The sequence below is a fragment of the Mesorhizobium shonense genome (assembly GCF_040545255.1).
GTDB lineage: Bacteria > Pseudomonadota > Alphaproteobacteria > Rhizobiales > Rhizobiaceae > Mesorhizobium > Mesorhizobium shonense.
The window spans coordinates 115,861-139,383 of record NZ_JBEPLM010000005.1 but is presented as its reverse complement, the minus strand read 5'-3'; the positions used below and the strand labels follow the sequence as shown (position 1 = coordinate 139,383).

General features: G+C 64.8%; 21 protein-coding genes. 12 read left to right on the top strand and 9 right to left on the bottom strand.

Annotated elements, in window-relative coordinates:
* Positions 1-89 precede the first annotated feature (89 nt).
* Positions 90-962 carry a 50S ribosomal protein L11 methyltransferase gene (locus ABID26_RS15420; RefSeq protein ID WP_126099440.1) on the bottom strand — a complete coding sequence of 291 codons (873 nt, stop codon included), beginning with the start codon at positions 960-962 and terminating at the stop codon, positions 90-92.
* 76 nt (positions 963-1,038) lie between these two features.
* Positions 1,039-1,623: an SCO family protein gene (locus ABID26_RS15415; protein ID WP_126099441.1), complete on the bottom strand. Its 585-nt coding sequence runs from the start codon at positions 1,621-1,623 to the stop codon at positions 1,039-1,041.
* 242 nt (positions 1,624-1,865) lie between these two features.
* Between ABID26_RS15415 and ABID26_RS15410 the strand changes: the two genes are divergently transcribed.
* From ABID26_RS15410 to ABID26_RS15400, 3 genes are all read left to right on the top strand, one after another.
* Positions 1,866-2,342 carry a CreA family protein gene (locus ABID26_RS15410; RefSeq protein WP_126099442.1) on the top strand — a complete coding sequence of 159 codons (477 nt, stop codon included), beginning with the start codon at positions 1,866-1,868 and terminating at the stop codon, positions 2,340-2,342.
* A 72-nt stretch (positions 2,343-2,414) separates the two neighbouring features.
* Positions 2,415-3,056: a DapH/DapD/GlmU-related protein gene (locus tag ABID26_RS15405; protein ID WP_126099443.1), complete on the top strand. Its 642-nt coding sequence runs from the start codon at positions 2,415-2,417 to the stop codon at positions 3,054-3,056.
* Between the two features lie 303 nt (positions 3,057-3,359).
* Positions 3,360-3,788 (top strand): low affinity iron permease family protein, encoded by a 429-nt coding sequence (locus ABID26_RS15400; RefSeq protein ID WP_292298587.1) that lies wholly within the window; start codon positions 3,360-3,362, stop codon positions 3,786-3,788.
* A 74-nt stretch (positions 3,789-3,862) separates the two neighbouring features.
* Here ABID26_RS15400 and ABID26_RS15395 read toward each other — a convergent pair whose 3' ends face one another.
* On the bottom strand, positions 3,863-4,729 hold the full coding sequence (locus tag ABID26_RS15395) for an SDR family NAD(P)-dependent oxidoreductase (protein WP_126099444.1): 867 nt from the start codon (positions 4,727-4,729) through the stop codon (positions 3,863-3,865).
* A gap of 150 nt (positions 4,730-4,879) precedes the next feature.
* Between ABID26_RS15395 and ABID26_RS15390 the strand changes: the two genes are divergently transcribed.
* Positions 4,880-5,161: a hypothetical protein gene (locus ABID26_RS15390; RefSeq protein WP_126099445.1), complete on the top strand. Its 282-nt coding sequence runs from the start codon at positions 4,880-4,882 to the stop codon at positions 5,159-5,161.
* A 6-nt stretch (positions 5,162-5,167) separates the two neighbouring features.
* On the opposite strand, the gene ABID26_RS15385 is transcribed toward ABID26_RS15390, so the two are convergent.
* Positions 5,168-5,743 (bottom strand): TMEM175 family protein, encoded by a 576-nt coding sequence (locus tag ABID26_RS15385; protein ID WP_126099446.1) that lies wholly within the window; start codon positions 5,741-5,743, stop codon positions 5,168-5,170.
* Between the two features lie 138 nt (positions 5,744-5,881).
* Between ABID26_RS15385 and ABID26_RS15380 the strand changes: the two genes are divergently transcribed.
* Positions 5,882-7,090 carry an MFS transporter gene (locus ABID26_RS15380; protein WP_126099447.1) on the top strand — a complete coding sequence of 403 codons (1,209 nt, stop codon included), beginning with the start codon at positions 5,882-5,884 and terminating at the stop codon, positions 7,088-7,090.
* Positions 7,091-7,114: 24 nt separating this feature from the next.
* On the opposite strand, the gene ABID26_RS15375 is transcribed toward ABID26_RS15380, so the two are convergent.
* The 3 genes from ABID26_RS15375 to ABID26_RS15365 all read right to left on the bottom strand — a co-directional run bounded on the left by ABID26_RS15375 (position 7,115) and on the right by ABID26_RS15365 (position 11,519).
* Complete coding sequence (locus ABID26_RS15375) at positions 7,115-8,587, bottom strand: MATE family efflux transporter (protein ID WP_292298592.1); 1,473 nt, start codon at positions 8,585-8,587, stop codon at positions 7,115-7,117.
* Between the two features lie 105 nt (positions 8,588-8,692).
* Positions 8,693-10,174 carry an esterase-like activity of phytase family protein gene (locus ABID26_RS15370; protein WP_292298594.1) on the bottom strand — a complete coding sequence of 494 codons (1,482 nt, stop codon included), beginning with the start codon at positions 10,172-10,174 and terminating at the stop codon, positions 8,693-8,695.
* Positions 10,175-10,493: 319 nt separating this feature from the next.
* The gene (locus tag ABID26_RS15365; protein WP_292298596.1) at positions 10,494-11,519 is read right to left on the bottom strand and encodes a LacI family DNA-binding transcriptional regulator; all 1,026 of its coding nucleotides are present in this window, start codon (positions 11,517-11,519) and stop codon (positions 10,494-10,496) included.
* A gap of 196 nt (positions 11,520-11,715) precedes the next feature.
* On the opposite strand from ABID26_RS15365, the gene ABID26_RS15360 reads away from it, so the two are divergent.
* From ABID26_RS15360 to ABID26_RS15340, 5 genes are all read left to right on the top strand, one after another.
* On the top strand, positions 11,716-12,747 hold the full coding sequence (locus ABID26_RS15360; protein ID WP_292298598.1) for a Gfo/Idh/MocA family protein: 1,032 nt from the start codon (positions 11,716-11,718) through the stop codon (positions 12,745-12,747).
* Complete coding sequence (locus ABID26_RS15355; RefSeq protein WP_292298600.1) at positions 12,744-13,652, top strand: sugar phosphate isomerase/epimerase family protein; 909 nt, start codon at positions 12,744-12,746, stop codon at positions 13,650-13,652. Before ABID26_RS15360 ends, ABID26_RS15355 begins: the two co-directional genes overlap by 4 nt.
* A 99-nt stretch (positions 13,653-13,751) precedes the next feature.
* Entirely contained in the window at positions 13,752-14,765 is a 1,014-nt protein-coding gene (locus ABID26_RS15350; RefSeq protein ID WP_292298603.1) for a substrate-binding domain-containing protein, read from the top strand.
* Positions 14,766-14,845: 80 nt separating this feature from the next.
* On the top strand, positions 14,846-15,643 hold the full coding sequence (locus ABID26_RS15345; protein WP_292298604.1) for an ATP-binding cassette domain-containing protein: 798 nt from the start codon (positions 14,846-14,848) through the stop codon (positions 15,641-15,643).
* Entirely contained in the window at positions 15,640-16,698 is a 1,059-nt protein-coding gene (locus ABID26_RS15340) for an ABC transporter permease (protein ID WP_292298606.1), read from the top strand. Before ABID26_RS15345 ends, ABID26_RS15340 begins: the two co-directional genes overlap by 4 nt.
* A gap of 9 nt (positions 16,699-16,707) precedes the next feature.
* Here ABID26_RS15340 and ABID26_RS15335 read toward each other — a convergent pair whose 3' ends face one another.
* Positions 16,708-19,419 carry an ATP-dependent helicase gene (locus tag ABID26_RS15335; protein WP_354415933.1) on the bottom strand — a complete coding sequence of 904 codons (2,712 nt, stop codon included), beginning with the start codon at positions 19,417-19,419 and terminating at the stop codon, positions 16,708-16,710.
* Between the two features lie 181 nt (positions 19,420-19,600).
* Here ABID26_RS15335 and ABID26_RS15330 point away from each other — a divergent pair, with 181 nt between their 5' ends.
* Complete coding sequence (locus ABID26_RS15330; protein ID WP_292343424.1) at positions 19,601-21,919, top strand: glucose/quinate/shikimate family membrane-bound PQQ-dependent dehydrogenase; 2,319 nt, start codon at positions 19,601-19,603, stop codon at positions 21,917-21,919.
* Positions 21,920-21,938: 19 nt separating this feature from the next.
* Here ABID26_RS15330 and ABID26_RS15325 read toward each other — a convergent pair whose 3' ends face one another.
* Positions 21,939-22,376, bottom strand: a complete 438-nt coding sequence (locus tag ABID26_RS15325) for a hypothetical protein (RefSeq protein WP_126099457.1) — start codon at positions 22,374-22,376, stop codon at positions 21,939-21,941.
* A gap of 237 nt (positions 22,377-22,613) precedes the next feature.
* Between ABID26_RS15325 and ABID26_RS15320 the strand changes: the two genes are divergently transcribed.
* Positions 22,614-23,501 carry a dienelactone hydrolase family protein gene (locus tag ABID26_RS15320; protein ID WP_292298612.1) on the top strand — a complete coding sequence of 296 codons (888 nt, stop codon included), beginning with the start codon at positions 22,614-22,616 and terminating at the stop codon, positions 23,499-23,501.
* Positions 23,502-23,523 lie beyond the last annotated feature (22 nt).

Here is a 23,523-nt window from a genome sequence, read left to right as displayed (position 1 = left end):
TCCCTCTGTTTCGGCGCGACCGTAGCGCATAGGTCGGGAAACCGGAATCGATTTTCGAATGCTCTGGGACGGCGCGGATTGGTCCAAGCTCACCGTTTGAGGTGGATCGTCACCCAGCCCTCGCGATGCGAGGTGCGGACGTGGCGGAAGCTCTGGCCGACATAGGCCGAGATCACCGCATCGCGCTGCCGGTCGAGGATGCCGGAGAGCACCAGCGAGCCGCCGAGCTTGATGTGCTTTGCCATCTCCGGCGCCAGCCGCATCAGCGGCCGCGCCAGGATGTTGGCGACGATCAGGTCGAAGGGCGCGCGCCTGGCGAAGATCGGGTGGTGGAAGCCCGGCGCCGTAACCGTCTCGACCAGCGCCTTCACGTGGTTGAGGCGGGCATTGGCGGCGGCAACCCTGACCGCTATCGGGTCGATGTCGGTCGCCAGCACAGGGATATGCGCGAGCTTCGCCAGCGCTATCGCCAGCACGGCGCTGCCGGTGCCCAGATCGAGCGCATTGCGGGGTCGCTCGCGCAGTACAACCTGTTCCAGCATTTCGAGGCAGCCTGCGGTGGTGCCGTGATGGCCGGTGCCGAAGGCGAGGCCAGCCTCGATCTCGATGGCGAGATCGCTGCTGTGGCGCCTGCCGCGATCATGCGCGCCGTGGACGAAGAAACGCCCGGCGCGGACCGGCTTCAGCCCGTCGAGCGAGCGCGCCACCCAGTCGATGTCGGGAAGCGCTTCGCGTTCAACCGGCTTGGGCAAAGCTAGGCCCGCGAGGATGTCGTTGATCCGCGCCTCGATCGCTTCGACATCGCCATCGGCATAGAGCGAGACTTCGTGGATGTCGTTGGCCTCGTCGACTTCCAGCACGGCAAGCGGCAGGCCTTCGTCCTCGAAGGCGGCATCGAGCGCCGCAAAGATGCGATCGGCCTCGGCCTTGCCGGCGGTGAAATGGAGCCTGGTCTGCCCCATCAAGGCGACTCTTGTCTAAGCATGATCATTTGCGAGAACCGGTTCCACTTCGTGCCACGCCGACCTTCGGTTCCGATCATGCCTGGCCGCCAGCCGCCAGCCGCTTCAGCTTGGCAATGGCGGTGTCGGCGCTTTCGCCGTAGGCGATCGTGCCGGCGAACTCGCCCCTGGCGTTGAGCAGCAGCACCGAGGCCGTGTGGTCCATGGTGTAGTCGCCATCGCCGGTGTCGACCTTCTTCCAGTAGATGCCGAAGGCCTTGGCCATGGCATGAACCTTGTCCGGATCGCCGGTGATGCCGGTGATGCGATCGGAAAAATTGCTGACATAGGAATTGATGATCTCCGGCGTGTCGCGCTCAGGGTCCACCGTGACGAAGTAGGCGTTGAGGTTCTTGCCGCTGTCGCCCATCGTCTTCAGCCAGCCGGCCATTTCGAACAGCGTGGTCGGACACACTTCCGGGCAATGGGTGAAGCCGAAGAAGACGACGCTCGGGTGGCCTCGGAACGCAGCCTCGGTGATCGGCGCTTTTTTCTGGTCGATCAGCGTGAACGGGGCGCCGTAGGGCTCGCCGCCATAATGGCCGCGGTACCAGTCGAAGGTGAGCCAGCCTATGCCCGCCGCCATCAGGACGAGAATGCCGACCAGAATTGAGCGCATCATCAGAAACTATCCGTCGATCGTCGGGGCGCGCCGGGTTGGGCACGAACCACGTTTTGGCGACAGTCTTAACGGTTCGGCGGCGCGTGCGCAAAGATGTCGCGTTGCCGCAACCATTATGATCCGCCGGCCGTCAGCGAGGCCGAGCCTGGTGGCCGCACCGTCGTCGAGCGGCTTGCAAATGCCATGGTCTTATCCCACCTGACATCGGCCAAAACGAACTTGAGGAGGCCTCCTTGCGAAAAATGATCGGCTTGTTCGCCGCATGTCTTGCGCTCAGCGCCGGCGCTGCGGCCGCCGACGAGGTCGGCAAGGTCGGCGTCGACTGGGTCGGCAACGACATCATGGTCGATGCGATCAAGGATCCGAAAGTCGACGGCGTCACCTGCCATGTCGCCTATTTCGATCGCAGCATCATCGATCGGCTGCACAAGGGCAATTGGTTCGAGGATCCGTCCGATTCCTCGATCTCCTGCCGCCAGACCGGCCCGATCACAATCGGCGACATCGACATGAGCGAGGGCGGCGAAGAGGTGTTCAAGCAGGGCCTCAGCCTGATCTGGAAGAAGCAGGTGGTGAACCGCATCTACGACAAGAAGAACGAGACGCTGATCTACCTCTCGCATTCGCGCCAGGTGCAGAACGGCTCGGCGAAGATGTCGGTCACCACCGTGCCGCTCTATGGCCAGAACATCGTGTGGACGAAGGGCAAGCCGCAGTAGGCATTGGAGACAGTTGCGACCTGGATTGGTCACGCCCTTGCGGGGCGGTCGCGCCCGGCGTAAAGCCGCGCCATGGACCGCCCTGAACACCTCGTCCTCAAGGATCCGGAGCCGCGCATCCATCCGACCGCGGAGCTGAAGGGGTGCAAGCTCGGCCGCTATGCCTCGATCGGCGAGCGGGTGATCCTGCGCGACGTGACGGTCGGCGACTTCTCCTATTTCGAGCGGCATTCGGAAGCGATCTACACAACGATCGGCAAGTTCTGCTCGATCGCCGCCAACAGCCGCATCAATGCGCTCGAGCATCCGATCGAGCGGTTGACCCAGCACAAGGTCAGCTACCGGCCGAACGAGTATTTCCGCTGGCTTGGCGTCGACGCGGCATTTCGCGAACGGCGGCAGGCAAAGCAGGTCAGCATCGGGCACGATGTCTGGATCGGCCACGGCGCCGTCGTCATGCCAGGGGTTACGATCGGCAACGGCGCTGTCATCGGCGCCAATGCGGTGGTGACGCATGACGTACCGCCTTACGCAATCGTCGCCGGCGTTCCGGCGAAACCGCTGCGCCAGAGGTTCGCCGCCGCCACGGCGGCGCGCATCGAAAGCCTTGCCTGGTGGGACTGGACGCCGGAGAAACTCGCCAGGGCGGTCCCGGACATGCAGTCCATGCCGATCGGGGCCTTCCTCGATCGCTGGGAAAACAAAGCACCCTGATTCTTCACGATTTTTGGGAATCAGTGCCCCTTCCGCCATGCGGGGGTGGCGCGGCGGAAGGGGCTGGAGGTAAACCGCCGTGAAGCGAGCAGGCGTCTTCACCTGCACCGGCAACTATCTCAACAAACCCATAAGGTGGTTTTTCCGGAAGCTGCCCTTCTGGCGTGTGTTCAATTGTAGAGGGATGCAATCGCGAAAATATTGTCGCCAGGGAACCGGGAGCGGCCGCCACTTGTTCTTGACCAGGATCTGAAGTCGGCCGTTGGCCGAATCCAGAGCGCTTTGACCATTCAGGGATTTTCGATGATCGAGAAGTTTTTCACCAGGATCGCCAACGCCGTAGCGCATCTCGCCGGCATGCCGCCGACATTTGCCCTGTGCTGCCTGGTCATCCTCGCCTGGGCTCTGAGCGGACCGGTCTTCGGCTTTTCGGATACTTGGCAACTCGTCATCAACACCGGCACCACCATCGTCACCTTCCTGATGGTGTTCCTCATCCAGAACACGCAAAATCGTGACAGCGCGGCCCTCCAGACCAAGCTCGACGAATTGATCCGGGCGAGCCGGGCGCACAACACCTTCATCGGCATCGAGCACTTAACCGAATCCGAGGTCGAGGAGATCCGCGAAAAATGCGAAAAGGCCGCAAGGCGGCATGACCGGGAGGTTGCCGAGGCGGCCGTCAAGAAGGCCGCGGCGCAAAAGCACGGATCAAAGAAGCATGCCGCCTGAACACCAAACTGGTCTAACTATTGTCTTTACGCAATTCCGGACGGAAAACCGTTACGCACTTCTCCTGGAATTGCTCAGCCGTCCATGAAAGCCGCGAACGCGTCCTTGTGGTCCGGATGCCAGCGTGACAGGGCAGGGCGGTTCTCGATGATGTCGCCGATCGCCCAGGCCATGCGCTTTTCGTCCGTGGGCCGCGCGACCTCGTTGTCCGGGCACAGGATGTAGAAGTCATCCTGCTCGAGCGATGCCAGCATGAAATCGATCACCTGCTCGCCCGTCCAGGCGCCGGCCGGCTTTGCCGTCGCGCCCTCGGTCAGGCCGGTATAGGTGAAGCCAGGAATGAGCAGATGGGCCGAGACCTTTGCTCCTGGCTCGTTGCGCAGCGCATGCGCCAGCCCCTCGGTGAATGTCTTCACGCCGGCCTTGGAGACGTTGTAGGCGAGATTGCCGGGCGGCGTGGTGATACCTTGCTTGGAGCCGGTATTGATGATCAGGCCGGGCCTGCCCGCGGCCAGCATGCGCGGCGCGAAGGCCTCGACGCCATGGACGACGCCCCAGAAATTGGTGTCGAGCAACCGCCTCCAAGCTACGCGGTTTTCCCAGGGCTTGCCCGGGTTGTTGCCGACGCCGGCATTGTTCATCAGCACCGAGACCGCGCCGAATGCCCCGTAGGCAAGTTCCGCCAGCCGGTCGACTTCGTCGGGCTTCGAAACGTCGGTGGGGACCGGGAGAACGGCATCGTCGCCGGCAATGGCGGCGACCGCCTGCCGCGCCTGGTCGAGGCGCACGCCGCCAATATCGGCAAGCACCGTCTTCATGCCCATGGCCGCGAACCGTTTTGCGGCGGCAAGGCCGATGCCGCTGGCGCCGCCGGTGATGACGGCGACATTGCCGGAGGCGAAGGCGGGCAGGGCGGTCTGGATTTCGGCGTCGCTGGTCATGATCGATGTCCTTGTTCTGAGTCGAGCCGAACTTAACGCCGGCCGGAGCCGAGACAAGCCTCGATCGCCGCAACAGATTGACCGCAGAGCGGCAACGGGTTGACCGCGACAGCGTCCCCCGCGCATGCTGTAAGGAAAAAGGAGCTCGCATTGACCGACTGGATCGGAATCCTGAAAGAGCAGACCGCCACCGGCGAGCAGATGGGGCGAGACGTGCCGAAGATGCTCGCCGACCCCGATATCAGCGAGACGCAGGTCAAGACGCTGTTTTCGGCGCTGGAACAACAGGCGGATTTCGCCGAAAAGCTGCGCCTGGCGCTGGAGAAGTTCGGCCATGACTTTCCTGTCATCAAAGCCGCGGAGCGGCTCGAGGAACGCTATGCCGACCTTGCCGCCTCGGCGGCCGAGAAACTGAAGGCGATGCGGAAGTAAGCGCCGCTACTTTTCGATGAGCCGTTCGAAGCGCCTGTCCGGCACGAACCATATCATCGCCACAGCCACATAGAGCGCGACGCCGATCCACTGGTTGACGGAGGTGAGCAGCACGCCCGCGATGTAGATCGCCAGCGAGATCTTGCCTTTGCGGTCTTGGCCCACTGCCTTGGCAAAGGTCGTGTCCGCGCCATGCAGATGGCGCAACCCGACGACGAGAATGTAGTAGGCGAACGCGCAGAGCGCGAGGTCGACGCCATAAACGGCGACGGGCACCGGCGCGAAATGATTCTCGCCCATGAAGGCCGTCGTCACCGGCATCAGCGACAGCCAGAACAGCAAGTGCAAGTTCGCCCATAGCACGCGGCCATCGACCCGCTGAACGGTGTGGAACATGTTGTGCAGGTTGTTCCAGTAGATACCGACGTTGATGAAGGACAGCACGTAGCTGAAGAAGATCGGCCACAAGGGCGCCAGCGCTGAAAAGTCCTCGCCGTGCGGCACTTTCAGCTCCAGCACCATGATGGTGATGATGATGGCGACGACGCCATCGGTGAATGCCTCGACCCGTCCCTTGCCCATGGTTCCTCCCTCGTCGGTCGACGGACGTTACGGTAGGATTTCGCGCAAGACCATACTGCCAGAACTGTCAGGAGCGCGTTCGGAGAGCGGAACAGCGCCACTACATAGCCGTTGGGCTTACAACCAGCGGAGGTCTCCATGACCAGCTACGCTCGGACCATGACGCGCGACAATGAACTCAGCGGCGGCGTCGCCATGGCAGCGGTTGCCGCCATGATTGCGGCGCTCTTTGCCGGCAGCACGGCTTTGACGCCGCTCTACGTGATCTACAAGCAAGCCTTCGGCTTCTCGCAGGTGACGCTGACGCTGGTCTACGCGGTCTATGTGGTCGGCAATCTGGCGGCGTTGCTGTTCTTCGGCCGATTGTCGGATGTCATCGGCCGCCGTCCGGCGGCAATGGCGGCGATGGCCGTCGCCGTGGTCAGCGCGTTGTCTTTCCTGTTCGCCGAAAACCTGGCTTGGCTCGATATCGCCCGCATCTTGAGCGGACTTGGCATCGGCATCGGCGCGGGAACCGGCACCGCCTGGCTTGCCGAACTGATCGAAGGCGAGGACAAGTCGCGCGCCGCCATCGTTGCCACCAGCACCAATTTTCTCGGCCTGGGTCTTGGCGCCCTGATATCGGGGTTGCTGGCCGAGTACGCGCCATTGCCGCTCAGGCTGACATTCGTCGTCTATCTCGCCCTGTTGGCGCTGGTCACGTTGCTCATCTGGCGTACACGCGAGACGGTGTCCGAGCCGGGACGGCTCTCCGACGTTCCGATGCGGCCGCGGCTTTCGGTTCCCGACAGCATCCGCGCGCGGTTCGTGGCGCCCGCGGTCACCGGATTCGGCGCAATGGCTCTCGTCGGCTTCTATGCGGCGCTGGCGCCGAGCGTTCTGGCGCAGCAGCTTCATGTCACCAATCACGCCGAAGCCGGCGGGCTGTTCTTCGAACTGTCGGTGGTGACCGCCGCGACGATCCTGGCAACGGCGCGTCTGGCCAGCCGCACGGTCATGCTGGCGGCGCTTGTCCTGATGATCCCGACAGTGGCGGTTGTTGTCGCGGCGCAGGTCCTTGCTTCGATGGCGATCATGATCATTGCCACCGCGCTCTGCGGCGCGGCGGCGGCGCTCGGCTATCGCGGCGGCCTGCAGGTGGTGAACCAGATCGCGCCGGCGAAGCGTCGCGCCGAAGTGGTCTCGGCCTTCTTCGTCTGCTGCTTCTGCGGCAATGCGCTGCCGGTCATCGGCATCGGCGTCTTGTCGAGCTGGGCGAGCGCGACCGTCGCAAGCCTCGCCTTCGCCGGCATGATCACGATCTTCTCGCTGGTGGCGCTGGGGTTCGGCGCGCGCTACGCGCGGTGATCTCGAGCGGCGCACAGCTCGCCTTCAGGCGGTCGGCGTCTCCGACAGGAGTTGCGCGCGCTGGCGCGGCACGCCGAGGCCGGTGTCCGGCGGCTCGCCGGCGGCCGGCCGGTCCTCGATCATATGCATGGTGCGCCAGCGGCCGAAGCGGTAGTAGGCGGCGGCCAGCACCAGCGAAGCGATCGAGCCCGCCGGAAAGCTCCACCACAGCGCTTCCTGACCGATGACGCTTCGCATGGAATAGGCAAAGCCGGTGCGCACGATCAGCACCGAGATGATCAGGATGACCAGCGGCGGCATCACCGCGCCGGTGGCGCGTACCGTGGCGAACAGCACAATGGTGACGCCGAACAGGATAAAGGACCAGGATGCCACCTTGTTGATGTGGGCGGCGATGTCGATCGCGGCGCTGTCGGTGCTGAGGAAGAGGCTGAGCACCGGGCGGTCGAAGAGGAAAAGCAGCGCCACCAGCACGCCGGTGAGCACGAGGTTGAAGCCGACGCCCGAAGCGGCGACCTTGCCGATGCGGTCCCAGCGCCCGGCGCCGACATTCTGCGCCGCCATCGAGGAGACGGCGGCGCCGATGGCCAGAGCCGGCATCTGGATGTAGGTCCAGAGTTGCGCCGCGATGCCGTAGGCGGCGGCGACCTGCGAGCCATAGGCGTTGACGATCCCCATAACGGTCAGCGCCGCGGCCGAGATGACGATCATCTGCAGGCCCATCGGAATGCCCTTGAAAACGACGATGCGCAAAAGCGTCGGGTCCGGTTTGAGCAGAGCGAGATCGCCGCCCGCCAGCCGCAGCGGATGCCTGCGCGCATAGAGCACGATCAGGATGGCGATCACGCTCACCGTCTGGCCTATAAGCGTCGAGGTGGCCGAACCTGCGATGCCGAGCGCGGGGAAGGGGCCGATGCCGCGGATCAAGAGCGGGTTCAACACGACATCGAGCACGACCGCCAACGCCATGAAAAAGAATGGCGTGCGCGAGTCGCCGGCGCCGCGCAGCACCGTCATGACGAAGGATAACAGGTTCATCATCGGCACGGCGACGAAGATGATGCGCAGATAGGCGCGCGCCAGCGGCAAGGCGTCCGCCGGCGTGCCGAGCCCGGTGAGGACGGCGTCGACCCAGATCCAGCCGCAGACCGCGAACGCCACGGAAACCAGGAAGAAGAAAGTGGCGCTGGTGCCGACGATGCGCCGCGCCTCGGGCAGGTCGCGGGCGCCGACGGACTGCGCGACCAGGATGGTCGCCGCCATGCCGATACCGAACACCGTGCCCAGGATCAGGAACAGCACCAGATTGGCGTTGGAGGTCGCCGTCAGCGCCGCCTCGCCAAGGAAGCGGCCTACCCAGACGGCGTTGATCGAGCCGTTGAGCGACTGCAGCACGTTGGAGCCGAGCACCGGCAAGGCGAACAAAAGCAGCGTGCGCGGAATCGGGCCGCTGGTCAGGTCGGGTGTCCGCCGGCGAACGGGCTTGTCGTCTTCCATGGTGGGCACCCGAAAATGGAATCAGGCCCGCGATGCTATCGCAGGCCTGATGGTGATGCATCCTTTCAGGATCGGACTGGGTGACAGGCAGCCGCCCGTCACCGCCTACTGGCCGGCGACAGTGGTTCCAGGGAGGCCGGGCAAGGTGACCTGATAGACGAGGAAGGTGGTGTCGACATCGGCTCCGTCCTCGGCCTTGTAGGGCGCGCCGACCTGGAAGCCGTCCTGGGTGAGAAAATCGTTGTCGTTGGCCACGAACAGGAAATAGTCGTCGGGCAGTTTTGGATCGAGCACGCTCGCCAGCGACATCGCTTCCCACTTCTCCGAGAGGTTGTTCCTGTCGTTCGGCGCGCCATTGTGCAGGCCGAAGCGGCCGAGCTCGCCCTTGTCGTTGATGTCGATGAACGCAGTGAGCTTGGCCGGCGTCACCGACGGGTCGAGCACGCCCTTCGGCGCGACCGGCTTGTCGGCGGCGTCGAACGGGCCGTTGGCGATATCGGTCGCGGCCGAGAGATCGACGATCTCGATCTTGCGGTAGAGCGACTCATCGCCCTTCAGGCCCTGGCCGTTGCCGCTGTCGCGCGCCAGCATCAGGAAGCTCTTGTCGGACAGCGCCACGATCTCGCTCTGCGCGGCCACCTTGGTCTTGCCCTTGGCGTCCTTGAACACGGGAAGCGGCACGACATATTCGTGCGCGAGCTTCAGGTGAGCGAGGTCGGAGGCGTCATAGACGAGCGCGCGGGTGTTCTGGCGCGTCGAGCCGGAATCGCCGCCATCCTGGCGCGGCGCCGACTGCAGCACGGCAATCAGGAACTTGCCGTCCGGCGTCATCGACATGCCCTCGAGGCCCTGGTTGTTCTGGCGGCCGGTCTCGGGATCCTTCGGATCGGGCTCGGCCGCACCCGGGCCGGGATTGTCGGAAGCGAAGTTCGGCTTGCCGTGCCGCATCGGCACCAGGGCCACCGGCGGCTGGGTGGCCGACATCAGGCGACCGTCGGCCGAGAAGCGGTAGATGTTGGGACCATATTCGTCGGAGATGAACATGGTGCCGTCGGGCAGGCGCACGATGGCCTCGTCGTCGAGGGCCAGCTTGCCGTTGTCGGCCTGCGGCAGGATCGGCATGTCGCCGGCGGCCGGCCGCACGCCGTTGAGCGGGTCGAGGCCGGTGGCGTCGGCGCCCTTGTCGTCGGTCAAGAGCACGGTGTCGGCGAGCGTCGCCTTGACACCCGACTGTTCCTGTCCGGCGGCAGCCGCCGCGCCCGGAACGGTCGGGGCAAGCTCGATCGAGATGGTGTTGAGGCGCGGGCGGTAGTCGGTGGTGCCGGCGACGTTGTAGCCGCGATCCGGCAGCAGCCAGAGCGAGCCCTTGTAGCCGGCGCCGTCACGCGCCCAGCCCTTGGTGTCGATCGCCATGCCGGAGCCGGAGCCAAAGGTCTCGCCGAACTTGTCCTTCTGGCTGGCCGGAATGCGGCCGACGCCGACAAGGCCCTTGTTGACATAGGCAACGCCGTCGGCGAGCGCCGGCGTCAAGGTGGTGAACAGAGCAAGCGCCGCGCCGAGCGCGACGGTTCGGTTGAGACGCTTCATGAAATATCCCCTTCTTGACGAGCAGAACGGCCATGGCTGAAAAGGCGCGGCATCGACGATGCGGCGGCCGTTGAACGGTCTAGGACGTGAACGTGATGGTTGCGTGACAGGAGCGGCGCACTTCCCCTTCTCCCCTTGTGGGAGAAGGTGGATCGGCGCGTCAGCGCCGAGACGGATGAGGGGTGCTGGAAGAAATGAGGCGTAAGAAAATCAAAGAATTATAAGTGCTTAGTCATTTGACGCAGCGATCCGTCCAGCGCCCCTCATCCGACCTCGCTTCGCGAGGCCACCTTCTCCCACAAGGGGAGAAGGAGGGTGCTCAATCGCTTTCCCTTGCGATCAGCTCCAGCGGCCAGACTTCGCGGATGGTGCGCGGTCCCTCCGGACCGGCATGGGCCGGCAGCGAGGCCAGCAGCATCTCGGCCAGCCGCTGTCCCATCGGCTCCAGCGCTGGGCGGAAGCCGGTCAGCGCCGGCGAGAAATAGCGGCAGAGCGGAGTGTCGACGATGACGATCACCGCGATGTCGTGGCCGGGCCTGATGCCCATCTCGGCCAGCGCCTTGCAGCCGCCGAGCGCCATGGCGTCATTGTTGAAAATGATGGCCGTGGGCCGGTCCTTGGAGAGCATCACGCGCGGCGTCACGTGATAGCCGCCGGCTTCGTTGATGAAGTCCTCAGCGACGAGACCGGGATCGACCTCGATGCCATGCCGACGCAACGCCTTGCGGTAGCCGGTCATGAACAGGTGACCGAAATTCAGGTCGAGGGAAGGGCGGATGGCGGCGATGCGGCGATGGCCGCGCGCGACCAATCGGTCGACCGCGTCGGCGCCGGCCTTCTCGAAATCGAGATCGAGGGAAGGGTAGGACTTGCCGCCCGAGCGGCTGCGGCCGAGCGTGGCGAAGGGGAAGCCTCGCTCGGTCAGGTAGTCGATGCGCTCGTCATCGCGCCGCGTCCAGGCCAGCACGACCGCGTCGGCCCGGCGCGTCTCGACGACGCGGCGCAGGCGCTCCTGCTGGTAGTCGCCGGGCGCGCCCATCACCACGATCAGGTCGAGACCGCTTTCGGCGAGCCGCGACTGCAGGCCAGTGAGGAACGGAATGAAGAAGGGCTCGCCATATTGCTGGTCGCCCGGATGCGGCTGCATCATGAAGGCGATCGAACGGGTGGCGCCCTGTCTGAGGCTGCGGCCGGACTGGTTGGGCGAATAGTTCAGCTTCCTCGCCGCTTCGAGCACGCGCTGGCGCGTCTCGGCATTGACATCGGCACGGCCGTTCAAGGCGCGCGACACGGTGCCGATCGAGATGTTCAGGTGACGCGCGAGATCGTGGATGCTGGACGCCAAGGCCGGTTCTCCCCCTTTCTTCGCTAGCACCGGCTGCCGCTGAGGCCAAGCAGCCGATGACGATTTTTCGCGTGCGGGCGATTGACATTCTACGCCATCGGGTGTGTTGTCGTAAACGTTTACGGAAAAACGTTTACGGTCATACCGTGGATGCCGTGACGACCGGTCAGGAGGGACCGGACGGGAGGAGCGCTGGATGATGAATGTCGTCCTGGTCGGGTGCGGAGCCATGAGCAAGCACTGGCTCGACGCCGCAAGGCGGATCGACGGGCTTGCCATTGTCGGCCTTGTCGATCTAGACGCCGAGCGGGCGCAAGCGAGGGCGGTCGAATACGGGCTCTCCGACGCTATCATCGGCACCAGCCTCGATGCTGTCCTCGACCAAACCAGGCCCGATGCCGTGTTCGATGTCGTGGTTCCCGCCGCCCGGCGCGCGGTCGCGCTTTCGGCCTTTGCCCACAATTGCCATCTGCTGACCGAAAAGCCGCTGGCCGACAGTCCTGAAAACGCGCGTACCATTGTCGATGCGGCGCGCCGCGCGGGACGCGTCCACGCCGTCGTCCAGAACCGCCGCTATGTCGCCAATGTCAGGCGGATCAGGCGGTTCCTGGACTCAGGCGCCATCGGGGCGCCGACCAGCATCCATGCCGACTTCTTCGTCGCGCCGCATTTCGGCGGTTTTCGCGAGGAGATGGCCCATGTCTTGTTGCTCGACATGGCGATCCACACTTTCGATGCGGCCCGCTATATGGCCGGCGGCGAACCGGCCAGCGTCTACTGCCAGGAGTGGGAGCCGGCCAATTCCTGGTACCGGCAGGGATCCTCGGCCAGCGCCGTCTTCGATCTTGGCAGCGGCAAGGTCTTTACCTATTCCGGATCCTGGTGCGCCGACGGCTTCCGCACCAGCTGGGAAGGCAGCTGGCGCATCGTCGCCCAGCGCGGCAGCCTTTTGTGGGATGGCCATGACGGGCTGAAGGCGGAGGTGGTTGCGTCCGGCCGCGACGGTATCATCGACAAGACCCAGCCGATCGAGGTGCCGCCGCTCGATCCCGCCGATCGGGTCGATGGCCATTTCGGCATCATCAAGGATTTCATGCACGCGATCGAGACCGGCACCGAGCCGGAGACGCGCGGCACCGACAACATCAAAAGCCTGGCCATGGTCTTCGGCGCCATCGAAAGCGCGGAGACCGGACGGCGCGTGGCAATCGCCAAGGAAGCACAATGATGCCAAACCCGCTTCTCGACATCCGGATCGGCACCATGGTGCGGGCGAACCTCGACGACCCGGCGGCCTACATCAGGCAGATCCTGCCGCTCGGCTTCGAGAGCATCCAGCCCTTCTTCTGGCAGACGCTGGGCGGCAAAGATCTGCCGCGGCTTGCCGGCGAGATCCGCGAAGCGATCGGCGATGCCGACGTCACCGTGTCCTCGATCGGCGTGTTCGGCAATCCGCTGGAAAGCGGCGATACCGATCGCGGCGTGCTCAAGGCCTGGGAGACCGTCATCGACCATGCGCATCTGTTCGGCGCGTCCACGGTCAGCGGCTTCACCGGCCGCCTGCGCGGCAAGCCGCTGACCGACAGCCTGCCGCGCTTCCGCGAGGTATGGGGAGCGCTGGCGAAACGCGCCGCCGACAAGGGGGTGCGCATCGCCTTCGAGAACTGCGCGATGGACGGCAACTGGGCGAGCGGCGACTGGAACATCGCGCATAACCCGGATGCTTGGGAGCTGATGTTCAACGAGTTGCCAAACGACAATCTCGGGCTGGAATGGGAGCCTTGCCACCAGCTCGTCTACCTGATCGACCCGATGCCGCAGATCCGCAAATGGGCGCCGCGCATCTTCCATGTCCATGGCAAGGACGCAACGGTGCGCTGGGACGTGATCCGCGAGCATGGCGTATTCGGCCGCCTGCCATTCGTGCAGATGCGCACGCCGGGCTTCGGCGACAGCGACTGGACGCGCGTGATCGGCGAATTGCGACTGGCCGGCTACAGGGGCGCCATCGACATCGAAGGCTGGCACGACCCAGTCTATCGCGGCGACCTCGAGATCACCGGCCAGATGCGGGCGCTGGAGTATCTGAAGCAATGCAGGGGAGGCGCCACCTATCTGCCAAACCCGGTGTGAGGACCTGGCCGGCGGGAGGAGCCGGCCGAGGACTGCAGCGTCACGCCGAAGCGATCGTTGAAAACCCTCCGGTGCGAGGGACAAAAGGGAGGAACGTGCATGAGCATCATGACCAGAAGGACTGTTCTGCGCTCGAGCGTCGTGGCGGCTACCGCGGCACTCTGCGCCTCGATCTCGACCTTGCCGGCCCAGGCGCTCGACGCGCAATGGTGCAAGGACGTCCATATCCGCTTCTTCGTCGGCGGCGCCGAGGGCGACGCTTTCGGCACCATCGTCTATAATGGCGCCAAGCAGGCGGCCGCCGATCTCGGACCGAAGGTCGACTACATATTCTCCCAGTGGGACGCGGAGAAGATGGTGCAGCAACTGCGCGAGGCAGTGGCGGTCAAGCCGAACGGCATCGCCATGATGGGCCATCCGGGCGATGCCGCGATCATGCCGCTGGCCGAGCAGGCGCATAAGGACGGCATCAAGATGATGTACCAGAACGTGCCGGTGACGAAGGTAGTGGCGGCGTTCGGCGGCGGTTATGTCGGCGCGCAGCAGGAGCAGCAGGGCCGCGCGCTCGGCGCCGAGGCGTTCAAGCTCGGCAAGCTCAAGGCCGGCGACAAGGCGATCATGATCGGCCCGTTCGAGAACGAGAACCGCGGCGCCCGCGAGCGCGGCACAGTCGCGGCGTTGAAGGAAGCGGGCGTCGAGGTGATCCAGCTTTCCTCGCCGCCGAGCGGCGAATGGGCGTCCGATCCCAACCTCGCCATTCCGGTGATCACGGCCGCACTGCTCAACCATCCCGACGTCAAGGCGGTCGGCTATCCCGGCGGACAGATGCTCGGCAATGTCGCCACCTACATGCAGGCGGCGGGACGCAAGCCCGGCGACATCTTCAACTTCGGCTTCGACACCAGCCCGCAGATCGTCGAAGGCTTCAAGGGCGGCTGGGTGCAACTCACCGCCGACCAGCAGCCGTTCCTGCAAGGCTATCTGCCGATCTTGAGCCTCTGCCAGCAGGTGGTGCTCGGCCTGGCGCCGATGAATGTCGACACCGGCGCCGGCTTCGTCACGCCGGACAATTATCAGGTCGTCTCCGAGCTGGCCAAGCAGGCATTGCGCTGACCTCCCGAGCTGCCGGCCGGAATCTGTCCCGGCCGGCATGACCGCCGGTGACGCGCCGGCACAACCAAGCGAGGATTGCCATGGCCGAACGCATCATCGAATTGCGCGACATCAAGAAATCCTACGGCCAGGTCTATGCGCTGGGCGGCGTCAACCTCAGCGTCGACCGGGGCGAAGTGGTCGGCCTGATCGGCGACAACGGCGCCGGCAAGTCGACGTTGATCAAGATCCTGTCCGGCGTGGTCAAGCCGACCAGCGGCGAGATTTTGGTGCGCGGCGAGCCGGTCACCGGATGGAGCGCGGCGCGCTCGCGCGACGCCGGCATCGAGACGGTGTTCCAGGACCGGGCCTTGGCCGTGCAGCAGACGATCGTGCGCAACATCTTCATGGGTCGCGAGCTCACCGGCTTCCTCGGCTGGCTGAAGGTCGGCAAGGAGATCAAGGAGGCGAGCCGGCTGATGCGCGAGATCGGCTTCACCTCGAAAGTCTTCACGCCGCAGTCAATCGTCGGCCAGCTCTCGGGCGGGGAGCGCCAGGGCGTGGCGATCGCGCGTGCCATCTACAAGCAGGCTGAGCTGATCATTCTCGACGAGCCGACGACGGCGCTGTCCTTGACCGAGACCGCCAAGGTCTTCCACTTCGTGCGCCAGGTGCGGGCAAGCGGCCGCTCAATCCTTTTCATTGGCCACAACATCCACCACGTCTTCGACATCGCCGACCGCTTCGTGGTGCTCGACCGCGGCAAGGTGGCGCTGACGGCCGACCGCAGCGAGGTCAAGTCGGCCGACGACCTCATCGACTTCATGGAAGACATCGCGCATCCCGACGGCTTGCCGGGGCTGCACGAGGCAGACGGAGCGGAGCAGACAGCGCAATGAGCAAGGCCATGGAACCCGATCTGCAAACGCCTCTGGGAAGGGCAAGCGGCCCGACAGCCAAGGAATCAAGCAAGGAGTGGAGCCATCCCTCCGATCACTGGCTGCGCGGCTTCGTCCTCGACAATCGCGCGGCGCTCGGCTCGCTCGCGGTGTTCATCGTCATGATGGCGATCTTCATGATCGCCAACCCCACCGTCTTCACCACTTGGTATCTCTATAGCTCCGTGCTCACAACGCTCCCCGTGGCGCTGTTCGTGGTCGTGCCGCTGGTCTTCGTCGTCACCTGCGACGAGATCGACCTGTCGTTCCCGGCGACGATGGGTTTCGCCTCATGGGTCTTCGCGCTGGTGGTGCAGGCCGGCTACGATCCGTTCCTCGGCATCGCGGCGGCGCTCGTCACCGGCACGCTGCTCGGCTTCCTGGTCGGATCGCTGGTGGTCTATGGCGGGCTGTCGTCGCTGATCGCCACGCTCGGCATGAATTTCCTGCTGCGCGGCCTGATCCAGATCATCAATGAAGGCAAGTCGACGGCGCTGACCAGCCTTGCCGACAGCTCAGCCTACGCGATCTTCTCCAGCCAGCTCTGGGGCATCCCGGTGCAGATCTTCTGGGCCATCGCCTTCGTCGTCTTTTCCGCGCTGCTCTACAATCGCCATCGCTTCGGCGCGCAGGTGAAGGTGGTCGGCGACAATCCGGACAGCGCCAGGCAGATGGGCATCGACGTCAAGCGCGTGCGGGTCAAGGTATTCGTCTTCGTCGGCATCGGCGCCGCGATCGCCGGCACCTTCTCGGTGATGATCAATTTCACCTGGTGGCCGACAGCCGGCGACGGCTATCTGCTGCCGGTGCTGGCCTCGGTGTTCGTCGGCGGCACGCCGACCTGGGGCGGCATCGGAACGGTGGTCGGCGGCGCGATCGGCGCGGTCACCGTGTCGTTCATCCAGACCGGCGTGGTGGCGGCGGGCCTGAGCGGCTTCTACGTGCAGTTCTTCAACGGGCTGATCATCATCCTGTCGCTGCTCGGCCACAAATGGAACCAGGCGCGGTATCGTTGAGGGGACTGCTCAAACGCCGGTGACGAATCCGTCCAGCACGCGTTTCTGGCCGGCCTTGTCGAAGTCGATGGTCAGCTTGTTGCCGTCGATTGCCGCGATGTTGCCGTTGCCGAATTTCTGGTGGAAGACGCGGTCGCCGAGCTTGAAGGCGGACGGGGTGTCGGCGACGGATTTGGCGACCAGCTCGCCCTCGATGGTGCGGCCCTTCACGCTGGTGCGGCCGGCGCCGTAGCCAGAGTCGGTCTCGCCATAGCCGATGCGCTCGACCTGGTGGCCGGAGCGAGTGCCCCAGTTGCGGTCGGTCGCCTCGGTGCGGTTCGCTTGCGCACGCTGCCAGCCGGGCGTCGCATAGATGTTGGAGAAGCTGCCCTGATCCTTGGCGCCGATATTGTCGAAGCGCGAGGCGCCATAGGGATTTTGCCGGCCGCCGCCACGGCCTGAGGCGAATGAGCCGCCGCCATAGGGATTGCCGTAGCCGCCATAGGAATTGCCGCCGTCGGCGACGTCGACATGGGTCTCCGGCAATTCGTCGAGGAAGCGCGACGGGATCGTCGATTGCCACAGCCCATGGATGAGGCGATTAGAGACGAACCAGATGTGCAGGTTCTTTTTCGCCCTCGTCAGGCCGACATAGGCGAGGCGGCGCTCTTCCTCCAGTCCGGAGCGGCCGCCTTCGTCGAGCGCGCGCTGGTGCGGGAAGAGGCCTTCTTCCCAGCCGGGGAGGAAGACGGTCTCGAATTCGAGGCCCTTGGCCGAATGCAGCGTCATGATCGAGACGGCATCGAGCGACTCGCCTTGCTCGGCCTCCATGACCAGCGCGACATGCTCGAGGAAGGAACGCAGCGATTCATACTCCTCCATGGAGCGGATCAGCTCCTTGAGATTCTCCAGCCGCCCTGGCGCTTCCGCCGAACGGTCGTTCTTCCACATGTCGGTGTAGCCGCTCTCCTCGAGGATGGTCTCGGCAAGCTCGGTGTGCGGCGTGGTTTCCAGCGCCTTCTGCCAGCGTTCGAAATTGGCCGCGACCTCGCGCAGCGCCGCGCGCGGCTTCGGCTTCAGCTCGTCGCTTTCGGCAAGCGTCGCGGCTGCCTCCAGCATCGGGATACGCATGGCGCGCGCCGTATCGTGGATCTGGCGGATGGTGGCTTCGCCGAGGCCGCGCTTCGGCACGTTGACGATGCGCTCGAAGGCGAGGTCGTCGCCGCCGTTGGCGACGACGCGGAAGAAGGCGAGCGCGTCGCGGATTTCCAGCCGCTCGTAGAAGCGCGGACCGCCGATGACGCGGTAGTTGAGGCCGAGCGTGATGAAGCGGTCTTCGAAGGCGCGCATCTGGAAGGACGCGCGGACGAGAATCGCCATGTCGTTCAGATTGTGCCGATTTCCTTGTCTGTCGGGGCGCTGATAGGCCTCGATCGCCTCGCCAACGGCGCGCGCTTCTTCCTCCGAGTCCCAGGCGGCATGGACATGCACCTTGTCGTCCTCGGGGTCGTCGCGGTCGGTAAACAGCGTCTTGCCAAAGCGGCCCTCATTGTGGGCGATGAGATGCGAGGCCGCGCCAAGGATATGCGCCGTCGAGCGGTAGTTGCGCTCCAGCCGGATGATGGTGGCGCCCGGAAAATCCTTGTCGAAGCGCAGGATGTTGTCGACCTCGGCGCCGCGCCAGCCATAGATCGACTGGTCGTCGTCGCCGACGCAGCAGATATTTACGGGGGACGGGCGCCGGTTTCCCTCCCCCTTGAGGGGAGGGTGGCCGGGCGAAGCCCGGTCGGGTGAGGTCCTCGCGGCAGTGCTCGACGCCCTGGCGTTTGATGACTGGGCGGTGCCTTCTGCGGCAACCCCCTCCGCCCGCTTCGCGGGCACCTCCCCCTCAAGGGGGGAGGATTGCGGCCGCTGCGCCAACAGTCGCAGCCACATGTACTGCGCGGTGTTGGTGTCCTGATACTCATCGACCAGGATGTATTTGAACTTGCGGTGATAGTCCTTCAGCACGTCCGGATAGGCGCGGAAGATGCGGATCGGGTGATAGAGCAGGTCGCCGAAGTCGCAGGTATTCAGCGTCTGCAGCCGTTCCTGATAGGCCTTGTAGAGTTGGCGGCCCTTGCCGTTGCCGAAGCTGCGCGCATCGCCTTCCGGAATCTCATCGGGGCCGAGGCCCTTGTTCTTCCAGTTGTCGATCATCTGCGCGAACTGCTTGGCCGGCCAGCGCTTGTCGTCCAGGTTCTCGGCCTGGATCAGCTGCTTGATCAGCCGCACCACGTCGTCGGTGTCGAGGATGGTGAAATCGGATTTCAGCCCGGCAAGCTCGGCGTGGCGGCGCAAGAGCTTGACGCCGATGGAGTGGAAGGTGCCGAGCCAGGGCATGCCCTCGACATTCTCGTCGCCAATCAGGATGCCGATGCGCTGCTTCATCTCGCGCGCGGCCTTGTTGGTGAAGGTGACGGCGAGGATCTGCGAAGGGTAGGCCCTGCCGGTGGCAAGGATGTGGGCGATGCGCGTGGTCAAGACCCGCGTCTTGCCGGTGCCGGCGCCGGCCAGCACCAGGACCGGACCCTCAGTTGTTTCGACAGCGAGCCGCTGCTCGGGATTGAGGCCGTTGAGGTAGTCGGCCGCGCGGTTCTGCGCGCTGCGGGCCGCCATGGCGCGCGCGGCAATGCCGGACGGGGCAGCGGGCCGCGCATTCGGTTCGTCAAAGAAGGGCATGTCTTCCGAAAAGCCGGACATCGCCCCGAATGTAGTGATTCGGCGGCGAAAGGCCAGAAGTGTCTACGTTTTGTTCCATTTTTGCGCTGCTCCGGTTCGCTTGACAGGCGCTGCCGGTGAGGGAAAGCTGCCGACAGGGCAGGGACGGCATGCCGTTGCCTGAGAGGCGCCGCAACCGCGCAACAGTCGAAGGAGTATCGTCTTGGCTGTCACCATCACCTCCCTCGTCCTCCTCCTCATCGGCCTGGCGCTTGGCGGCGGCGGCATCTGGTTGGTTTCGCTGGGCGGCAGCTGGTACTATGCGATCGCGGGTCTCGCTTTCCTGGTCACCGCCTTTCTTATCTTCCGCCGCAGGTCGACGGGGCTCTGGCTCTACGCGGCGTTTGTGCTCGGCACGCTATGCTGGGCGGTGTGGGAGATCGGCTTCGACTGGTGGCAGCTCGGCCCGCGCGGCGGCATCATTGTGCTTGTCGCACTTTGGCTGCTGACGCCATGGGTCAGACGAGCGCTCAAGGGCCCGGACGGACGCGCCCCGTTGATCCTGGCGGTGCTGGCCTCGCTCGCGGTGGCCGGTTATTCGATGACCGTCGACCCGGAAGACATCGGCGGCACGCTCGACACCGACAAGGTGACGCCGACTGCCAATCTCGGCGCCGATATGTCGGCCGGCGAATGGTACTTCTACGGCCGCACGCCGTTCGGCCAGCGCTATTCGCCGCTCGACCAGATCACGCCCGACAATGTCGCCAGGCTGCAGCCGGCCTGGACCTACCGCACCGGCGATGTGAAAGGTCCCGACGACATCGAGGAGACAACCTACCAGGTGACGCCGCTAAAGATCGGCGATTCGCTCTTCATCTGCACGCCGCACAATTTCGCCATCGCCGTCGATGCCGCAACCGGCAAGGAGAAATGGCGCTACGACCCGAAGATCAAGGTCGACAGCAATCGCCAGCACCAGACCTGCCGCGGCGTATCCTACTACGCCGACGCCAAGGTCGCGACCGGACAGCCTTGCGCCGCGCGCATCTATCTGCCGACGTCGGATGCGCGGCTGATTGCGCTCGATGCCGCCAACGGCCAAGTGTGTCCGTCCTTTGCCGAAGGCGGGACGCTCAATCTGCTTGCCAACATGCCCTATCCGAAGTCCGGCTATTATTACTCGACCTCGGCGCCGCTGATCGTCGCCGGCAAGATCATCGTCGGCGGGGCGGTCAACGACAATTATTCGACCGAGGAGCCGTCGGGCGTCATCCGCGCCTACGACGCGGGCACCGGCGCTTTGCTGTGGAACTGGGATTCAGGCAATCCGGACCAGACGACGCCGCTGCCGGCGGGGCAAAACTACACCAACAACTCGCCCAACATGTGGTCGACAGCGAGCGCCGACGAGAAGCTTGGCCTGCTCTACCTGCCACTCGGCAACCAGACGCCCGACCAGCTCGGCATGGGCCGCAGCGCCAACGTCGAGAAATTCTCGTCCTCGATCACGGCGCTCGACCTCAACACCGGGCAGTTGCGCTGGGTTCGCCAGCTGGTGCATCACGACTTGTGGGACATGGATGTGCCGGCCCAGCCGACGCTGGTCGACATCACCTCGGCCAGCGGCGCGATCGTGCCGGCGCTGATCGGGCCGACCAAGCAGGGCGACCTCTATGTGCTCGACCGGCGCAGCGGCGAGCCGATCATTCCGGTGAAGGAGATGCCGGCGCCGGGCGGTGCGATCGAAGGTGACCACGCTTCGCCGACACAGCCGGCCTCGGACCTGTCGTTCAATCCCAAGCCGCTGACCGGCGCCGACATGTGGGGCATCACCATGTTCGATCAGCTGCTGTGCCGGATCGAGCTTAGGAAACTGCGCTACGAGGGACGCTACACGCCGCCCTCGCTGCAGGGCTCGTTGATCTATCCTGGCAATTTCGGCGTCTTCAACTGGGGCGGCGTCGCGGTCGACCCGGTGCGGCAGGTGATGTTCGGCATGCCGACCTATCTCGCCTTCATTTCGAAGCTCATTCCGCGCGCGGACGTGCCGCCGCCGGGCGACAACACCAAAGGCAGCGAGCAGGGGCTCAACCGCAACGAGGGCGCGCCTTACGCGGTGGTGCTGAAACCGTTCCTGTCGCCGCTCGGCATTCCTTGCCAGGCGCCGCCCTGGGGCTATGTCGCCGGCGTCGATCTCAGGACCGGTCAGATCGCCTACAAGCATCGCAACGGCACGGTCTACGACATGACGCCGCTGCCCCTGCCGTTCAAGGTCGGCGTTCCCGGCATCGGCGGGCCGATGATCACGGCGGGCGGCGTCGCCTTCCTGGGCGCGGCGGTCGACGACTATCTACGCGCCTACGATCTCACCACCGGCCGACAGCTCTGGCGGGCAAGGCTGCCGGCGGGCGGGCAGTCGACACCGATGACCTACACGGTCGGCGACGGCCGCCAGTTCGTGGTCATCGTTGCCGGCGGCCACGGCTCGGTCGGCACCAAGCCGGGCGACTATGTGATGGCCTACACGCTGCCGAAGTAGTGAAGCTGCGCCCGTCCGTTCAGAGGCCCAGATGGCCCCTCAGGCTGGGCACCTGGCCGAGCACCTGGTTGGTGAGATCCGGGCCGGCGGCTGCCTCGGCCTGCTTGATCAGGGTCTCGCCGGCCTGACGGATCTGCGCCATGTCGAGGCCGGACTCCTTAAGCACCGCGACGCCGTTGATCAGCGCGCCGGCCTTTTCGCCGAGCACGCCGCCAAGCGCGCCCTGCAGCGACGACAGCAAGCCGCCGCCTGAACCGGGCGCGGCGCCGGCGGCCATCACATCATATTTCTGTGCCAGCGCATCGGCGCCGGGGATCTTATCGAAGAACGAAGAAATGCTGGTGCCTTCCGCTTCGTGTTCAAGCACGGAGAAAATGGTGCCGACGACCTTCTCGGTGGTTGGCTGGTCGAGTCCTGCCTTTTGCGAGACGGTGTTCAAGATGTCCTGGACGTTCATGGCATTCCCCTTTTTGTCGCATGGATTGGCGAGCAGCATCGGCAGCCTTCCTTGCTTATGTGACAGCTCCATCAAGGCTTTCGGAAATGACCAAAATGTGATGGCTCGCCCCCAAGGTGCTCATCGTGCTGCGACGCATGCGTTCGGGCGCACCAAATCGTCATCCGTCCGTGACTGGACCGTGCAAGCCTCAACCCTATCTTGCGCGTCAACCCTGTGTGGACGTCGAGGAGAGCCATGACCAAACGTGCCAGCAAACCCATCATCACCCAGGCGATGATCGATGCCTATGACGAGTACACGCATCTGACCCTCGACCGACGGCGCTTCATGGAGCAACTGACCAGCCTCGCCGGATCGGGCGCGGCGGCCGCGGCGATCGTGCCGATGCTGGCAGCGAATTCGGCCAAGGCGGCGGTCGTTGCCGAGGACGACCCGCGCGTGAAAGGCGGGGACGTCACGTATCCCGGCAGCAACGGCGAAATGAAGGCCTATCTGGTCAACCCGGCAGGTCAATCCGGCAAGGCGGGAGCGGTCATCGTCATCCATGAGAACAGGGGGCTCAACCCGCATATCCGCGATGTCGCGCGGCGCGTGGCGCTGGAAGGTTTTGTCGCGCTGGCGCCTGATTTCCTGTCGCCTCTCGGCGGCACGCCCGCCGACGAGGACAAGGCGCGCGACATGTTCACCAAGCTCGACGCCAAACAGGTCGCGGCCGACGGTGTAGCTACAGTCGCGTACCTCAAGGCTTACCAAGACGGCAACGGCAAGGTCGGCGCGGTCGGCTTCTGCTGGGGCGGCGGCACTGTGAACACGCTCGCCGTCAATGCGCCGGACCTCAGCGCCGGCGTGGCCTATTACGGCATGCAGCCGAAAGCCGAGGACGTGCCGAAGATCAAGGCCGCATTGCTTCTGCACTATGCTGGGCTGGACGAACGCATCGACGCCGGCATCGATGCCTACAAGAAGGCGCTCGACGCCGCGCATGTCGAATACACGGTCTATGTCTATGACGGCGTCAACCACGCCTTCAACAACGACACCTCGGCCGCCCGCTATAACAAGAAGGCGGCCGATCTCGCCTGGGGGCGGACAGTCGCGTTTCTGAAAGAGAAGCTGGCCTGAGGTGTGTTGATATTCAGGTGAG